Source organism: Rhodococcus sp. A14, from assembly GCF_011603105.1.
Taxonomy (GTDB): domain Bacteria; phylum Actinomycetota; class Actinomycetes; order Mycobacteriales; family Mycobacteriaceae; genus Rhodococcus_F; species Rhodococcus_F opacus.
The window spans coordinates 1-7,452 of sequence record NZ_JAAOQS010000194.1 but is presented as its reverse complement, the minus strand read 5'-3'; the positions used below and the strand labels follow the sequence as shown (position 1 = coordinate 7,452).

Below are 7,452 nucleotides of genomic sequence, written 5' to 3'. Positions count from 1 at the left end.
GGCGATATACAACTCCCCCACCACACCCACCGGCACCGGCCGCAACCACCCATCCAGCACCAACGTCTGCGTATTCCACACCGGCGCCCCGATCGGCACCACAACCCGATCCGCCTCCGTCACCTCGTGGAACGTCACATCCACCGACGCCTCCGTCGGACCGTACAAGTTGTGGAGCCGGGCACCGGGTACCAGTGTCCGCATCCTCGACGCCGTCCGCGCGGGCAACGCCTCACCCGAGGCGAACACACGCCGCAGGCTCGTGCATCGCGTCACTGCCGGTTCCGCGGTGAATACGGCCAACATCGAGGGGACGAAATGTGCTGTCGTGACGTCATTCTCGGCTATCACGTTCACAAGATAGGCCGGGTCGCGGTGCCCGTCCGGCTCCGCGATCACCAACCGCGCCCCGACGATCAACGGCCAGAACAACTCCCACACCGACACATCGAACGTCACCGGCGTCTTCTGCAGGATCACGTCCTCCGACGTCAGCGGGTACCGCTCCTGCATCCACAACAACCGATTCACCACACCCTCGTGCGGAACCGCCACCCCCTTCGGCCGACCCGTCGACCCCGACGTGAAGATCACATACGCCGGATGAGCAGGACGCAACCGCGACAACCGCTCCCCATCCCCCACCACACCGGCCGAAAACCCCGACACATCCAGGGTGTCGAGTTCCACCACCCGCACACCCGCAGGCACCACCACCCCATCCCCAGATGTGGTCAGCACCAACACCGGATCCGCCGTCGCCACCACAAACCCCACCCGCTCGGCAGGCTGATCCGGATCGATCGGGACATACGCCCCACCCGCCTTCACCACCGCGTACATCCCCACCAGCATCTCCACCGAACGACGCACCGCCACACCCACCGACGACTCCGGACCCACCCCCGCCCCGATCAGGAACCGCGCCAGCCGATTCACCCGTGCACCGAACTCCCCATACGACAACACCACCGCACCGCACACCACCGCCGCAGCATCCGGGGTCCGCGCCACCTGCGCATCGAGCAGGTCGGCGAGGGTGATGTGGGGCACCGGGTGACCCGTCGCATTCCACGAACCCACCACCAACGCCCGCTCACCCGGCCCCAGAACCTCCACATCACCGACCGCGGTGTCCACGTCGCCGGCGATCGTCACCAGAATCCGGACGAGGCGGTCGGCGAGCGCTGCGGCTTCGTCCCGGTCGACGGCTCCCGGCTGGTAGCGCAGACTCAATCGCAGCCGTGGTTCGAGGATCGACAGCAGAGTGAGCGGATAGTGCGTGGCGTCGCGGGCATCGAGACCGGTCACCCGCATGCCCCCGATGTCGGTGTTCTCGTCCAGCCCGGACGTGTCGATCGGGAACGACTCGAACACCGACAGTGTGTCGAACAGATTGCCCAGACCCACCCGCGACTGAATTTCGCCGAGGCCGAGGTGATGGTGGTCGAGCAGGGACGTCTGCTCGTCCTGCAGGCGGGCGAGCAGTCGCGCGACACTCTCGTCCGGGTCCACCCGTACTCGCACGGGCACCGTGTTGATGAACAGTCCCAGCATGTTCTCGACACCGGACAGCTGCGGCGGACGACCGGACACGGTGGCACCGAAGACCACGTCGTCGCGGGAGAGCGACCGGGACAACAGCATCCCCCACGCCGCCTGGATCACCGTGTTCATGGTGACGCCGGCGCATTCCGCCGCCGTGGCGAGTCCGTCGCGCAGCGGGGCGGGCAGTTCGACGTCGAGTTCGTGGGGCACACCGTAGAGCGCCGCAGACGCGTGCGGCGCCACCAGCGTCGGCTCCTCGACACCGTCGAGCGCTCGTTCCCAGGCCCGCGCCGATGCCTCCGCGTCCCGGCTCGCCACCCATTCCAGATACGTGCGGTACGAGGGCGGGTCCGGCAGTCCGGCCGGGTCGCCGTCGGCGGCATAACGAACCAGCAGTTCCCGCACCAGCAACGGCATCGACCAGCCGTCGAGGATGATGTGATGATTCGTGACCGCCAGCACGAAGCGTCCCGGTGCGGTGCGGAACAGGGTCAGCCGGAGCAGGGGCGGCCGGGCGACGTCGAACCTGGCACTGCGGTCCTCGTCGAGCAGGCGCTCGAGTTCCGTGTCGGGGGCCGACCCCTCGACGGTGAGATCCACTTCCCGCCACGGCACGTCCACCGTGTCGACCACCAGTTGCGCGGGCACCCCGTCGTCGGAGACGAACGCGGTCCGGAGGCTGGGGTGGCGGGCCAGCAGCCCTGCCGCGGCGGCGCGCAGACGTTCGGCGTCGACCGCACCCTCGAGGTCGATGCGCAGTTGGGCGGTGTAGACGTCCATCGACTCCGCGGCCAGGGAAGCATGGAACAGCAACCCGGACTGCAGCGGAGACAACGACCACACGTCCCGCAGTGCCGGGAAACGCTCCTCCCAGCGCTCGATCTGCTGCTGGTTCGCCGACACGAGCGGAACGTCGGACGGTGTCAGCCCGCCCGCATCCGGTCGTGACGCGTGCGCGGCAAGTCCGGCGAGGGCGCGGCGCCACAGATCCGCGAACGCCGCGACCTCGGCCTCGCGGAGGACCCCGGTCGGAAATGCGAACGACGCCATCAGACGGGGTCCGTCTGGACTGTCGGAGACGACGGCGTTGACGTCGATCACGGATGCGACGGGCATGTCGGGATTCCGGGTGCCGCCGAGCGTGCTCTCCACCGGCAGCCAGTCCTCGGCTCCGTCCGTGGTGGTCACTCGACCGAGATAGTTGAAACTCACTTGCGGAGCCGGGAATCGGCTGAGGGACTGCGCCGTCTCGTCGCCCCGGTAGCGCAGTAGTCCGAAGCCGATCCCGTGATCCGGGATCGCGAGCAACTGCTCCTTGACAGCCTTGACCGCCTGCCCTGCCGCGACACCACCTGCCATCGCGTCGTCGACGTCGATTCCGGTGAGATCCAACCGCGCCGGATACACGGTGGTGAACCAGCCGACGGTACGCGACAGGTCCGCGCCGGAGACGACCTGCTCTTCGCGGCCGTGCCCCTCGAGGGTGATCAGCGCGTCCGACACGGGGGCGTCCCGTTCCCGTCGCCAGGCGATCAGTGCCAGCGTGACCGCGGCGAGCAACCCGTCGCCCACGCTCCCGTGGAACGCGTCCGGAAGCGTGGTGAGCAGGGCGCCGGTCACCGACGACGACACGTCGACCCTGACGGTGCCGACGGTCGCGTCGACGTCGATCGCGGGATCCAGTGGGCGCGAACCGATCAGCGGGTCCGGGCCGTCGAGGATCGTCTCCCACGATGCCAGTTCGCCGGTCCGGTGCCGCGCCGCTTCGGACAGGCCGTGCGACCACCGCCGCATCGACGTTCCGACTGCCGGCAGGTCCGGGGTGAGACCGGCCTGGAGTCGGCTGCACGCCGACGCGAGATCCGCGACGAGGATGCGCCAGGAGACGCCGTCGACAACGAGGTGGTGTACCACCACGAGCAGTCGCCCGACGTCGCCTGGGACGTCGAACCAGACCACGCGCACCATGCGGGCCGCGGCGGGGTCCAGGTGGTCGGCCGCAGCATCGAGTTCCGTGGTCGCGAGCGCGGTGAAGTCGTCTCCCGTCACCGTGTCGACCGGCACCCGACGGACCAGTGCGTCCGCGGGCACCGAGCCCGGCGGCAGCACGTCCATCTCGTCCGCGGACACACGCGCGCGGAGCATGTCGTGCCGGTCCAGTACCGCCTCGACGGCGCGGACGAGAACCTCGTGGGTGAGACCGGCGGGGGCCGCCAGCAACAGCGCCTGCGAGAACCTGTCGAGCCGCCCGCCGCTGCGCTCGAACGTCCAGCGCGCGACGGGTGTCAGCGGCAGGGTGCCGGCGCCACCGCCCGGCAGCTCGTCGAGAGCCACTGCGCCGTCGCTGTCGAATCGCGCCGCCGCGGCGAGACCGGCGACCGTTCGGTGGTCGAACACGTCTCGGGGAGAGAGGATCACACCGGCGGACCGTGCGCGGGCCACCAGCTGTATCGACATGATGCTGTCACCGCCGAGGGCGAAGAACGAGTCGTCCACGCCCACCGAGTCCAGTCCGAGCACCTCCTCGAACAGTCCGGCGAGAAGCTCCTCGGTCTCGGTGTGCGGCGGCCGACTCGCGGAACCCGCGAAGTCCGGGGCCGGAAGCGCTGTGCGGTCGAGCTTTCCGTGCACCGTCAGGGGAAGCGATTCGAGTGTCACCAGCGCCGCCGGCACCATGTACGACGCCAACCTGCCCCCGACGAAGTCGAGGACAGCCCTCGTATCGACCGTCGCATCCGGTGCGGGCACCAGGTACCCGATCAGCCGATCGCCGCCGCCGTCCCCGTTCCACACGCTCGCGACCGCGTGGGCCACGGAGTCGTGCGCGAGCAGCGCCGACTCGACCTCACCGAGTTCGATGCGGAAGCCCCGGATCTTCACCTGGGCATCGGTGCGCCCGAGGTACTCCAACTGACCGTCGGAAAGCCAGCGTGCCCGGTCGCCGGTGCGATACATCCGGCTTCCGGGCGGGCCGAAGGGGTCGGCGACGAAGCGTTCGGCGGTCAGTGGGTACCGCCGGCGGTACCCGCGTGCGAGGGCGGGACCTGCGAGATACAACTCTCCTGCGACACCGGCCGGCACCGGGTGCAGTCGCGAGTCCAGTACGACCTCGGCGAAACCACGCGTGGGCGTGCCGATCGTGACCGGAGCCCCCGGTACCAGTTCGTCGCTGATGCTCGACACGACGGTCGACTCGGTCGGACCGTACGCGTCGAACATGCGACGGCCCGGCGCCCACCGCGCGACCAGTTCGGGCGGACACGCCTCGCCGCCCGTCACCACGCACTCGAGGGCGGTGAGACCGTCGGGGTCGACCGACGCCAGCGCCGCCGGAGTGACGAAGCAGTGCGTGACCCGCTCGGATTCCAGCAACTGCGCCAATTCGGCACCGCCGTAGACGGACGGCGGTGCGATCACCATCGTGGCTGCCGCGCCGACCGCCAGCAGCAGTTCGAGAACGGACGCGTCGAAGCTCGGCGATGCGAAGTGCAGCGTTCTGGATTCGGGTCTCGTGCCGAACGTCTCCCTCTCTTGGGTGGCGAAGGCGGCGAGACCGCGGTGCGTGGTGACCACACCTTTGGGCCTGCCGGTCGACCCCGAGGTGTAGATGAGGTAGGCGGGATTGTCGATCCGAATCGTCGACGTCCGCTCGGCATCGGTGACCGGCGACGACGGATAGTGCGACAGCCTGTCCTCGAGGCCCGGGTCGCCCAGCACCAGCCACGGCACCGCGTCCGGAAGTGCGCCGCGTTGCGCCGAGCCCGTCACACCCCACACGGCGCCGGAGTCGGTGAGCATGAATTCGATCCGTGCGGCCGGATGGCCCGGATCCACCGGAAGGAAGGCGGCCCCCGACTTGGCCACCGCCCAGACGGCCAGGACGGATTCGACGGACCGCGGCACACACAGGGCGATGACGGATTCCGGGCCGACGCCGCGCTCGATCAACATGCGGGCCAGCTGGTTCGATCGCCTGTCGAGGTCCCCGTAGCGCACGACACGCCCGTCGAAGACCAACGCGGGGGCCTCCGGATCGTTCGCGGCCGCCTCGGCCATCAGATCCGGCAGCGTCCGTGCCGCTACCGCCGCACCGCCCGTCACCGGGGACAGTACGGCACGCTCCATCGGTCCGAGAATGTCGATGTCTCCGACCCGGGCGCCGGGGTCGGCCGTGACCGCCTCGAGAATGCGCACGAGTCGTTCCGCGAAGCCGAGCACCGTATCCTCGTCGAAGAGATCGGTCGCGTAGCCCAGTCCCGCGGCAATGCCGGTCGGGTTGCCGTCGGCATCGACGTTCTCGGCCAGCGTCAACTGCAGATCGAAGTTGACGGTGTCGATCTCGAGTTCGATGTTCCGCACCTGCAGATCCGGCAATTCCAGAGTGGGACGCTCGATGTCCTGGAACTCCAGCATCACTTGGAAGAGCGGCGCGTACGCCGTCACCCGGGAAGGACTCAGGACTTCCACCACCCGCTCGAACGGGACCTCCGCGTGGGTGAAGGCGCCCAGATCGGCTTCCCGAACGCCGGCCAGGAACTCGGAGAAGGTGGCGCCGCCGTCGACGTGGGTGCGCAGGACGAGGGTGTTGACGAACATGCCCACCACGTCGTCGAGTTCGCGCTCGCCGCGACCGGCGATCGGCGTCCCGACGGCGATGTCGTCTGCACCGCTCACGCGTGCCAGCATGATCGCCAACGCGGCATGCAACGTCATGAACACCGTCGTGGTGTGTTGCCGTGCCAGCCTGACCACACCGGCATGAACCTCGGGTCCGATCACGAACTCGACGTGGCCGCCGCGAAGTGACCGGACGGTGGGACGGGGACGATCCGTGGGCAACTCCAGCACTTCGGGCAGACCCGACAGCGTGGTGGTCCAATACGTCAGCTGTCGGGAAATGGGCGAATTCTCATCGGATTCCGATCCCAGCCACTCGCGCTGCCACAGCGCGTAGTCGGCGTACTGCACCTCGAGCGGGGCCCACTCCGGGGCCGACCCGTTCACCCGGGACACGTACGCGTCCATGACGTCGCGGGCCAGCGGTGCCATCGAGAAGCCGTCGGCCGCGATGTGATGCACCACCACCGCGAGCACGTGCACGTCCGCGTCGAGGCTGAACAGTCGTGCGCGCAACGGCACCTGCGTCGTCACGTCGAATCCTGCGGACAGCACTCTCCGCGAATGTTCGCGGAACTCGGCTTCCCCCGACACCGCGATCGGTTCGAGGTCGGGCACCGCGCTCGCCGCGGGCAGGATCACCTGGCGCGGCCCGTCGTCGGTGAGCGGGAAGATCGTCCGCACGGCCTCGTGCCGTTCGATGACGTCGGCAACGGCCGCCTGGAGCGCACGCACGTCGAGCCGTCCCTCGAGCCTCAACGCGAACGCGACGTTGTATGCGGACGAGGTGGTGTCGAACTGGTTGATGAACCACATCCGCTGCTGGGCGGGCGACACGGGGACTTCCGCGGTACCTTCCCTGGGCTTCAGCGGTGGTCGGGCCTCCAGCCCGTCGTGCGCCTCGGCCAGCGCCGCCAGACCGGCCACGGTGGGGGCGTCGAATACGTCGCGAATACCGATCCGGTCCCCGACGGCCGCATTGATCCGCGCGACCAACCTGGTGGCGATCAGAGAGTTTCCGCCGAGGGCGAAGAAGTCGTCGTTCACGCCTACCCTCGGGACACCGAGCAGGTCGGCGCACACGGCGGCCACTATTCCCTCGATCGGGGTTCGGGGAGCGACGAAACCCACAGTAGCGCTGCCGAAATCTGGTTCGGGCAGGGCCTTGCGGTCGAGTTTGCCGTTCACCGTCACCGGCAACTCCGCCAGCACCACCACCACCGACGGCACCATGAACCCCGGCAACGCCACCGCAGCCCACTCCCGCACCACCCGCTCGTCCACCAC

At 68.9% G+C, this 7,452-nt stretch carries 1 protein-coding gene; it reads right to left on the bottom strand.

What is annotated here, in order from left to right; translation table 11 throughout:
• Positions 1-7,452, bottom strand: a 7,452-nt coding sequence (locus G9373_RS44100) for a non-ribosomal peptide synthetase (protein WP_167121124.1), incomplete at both ends; no start/stop codon positions are given.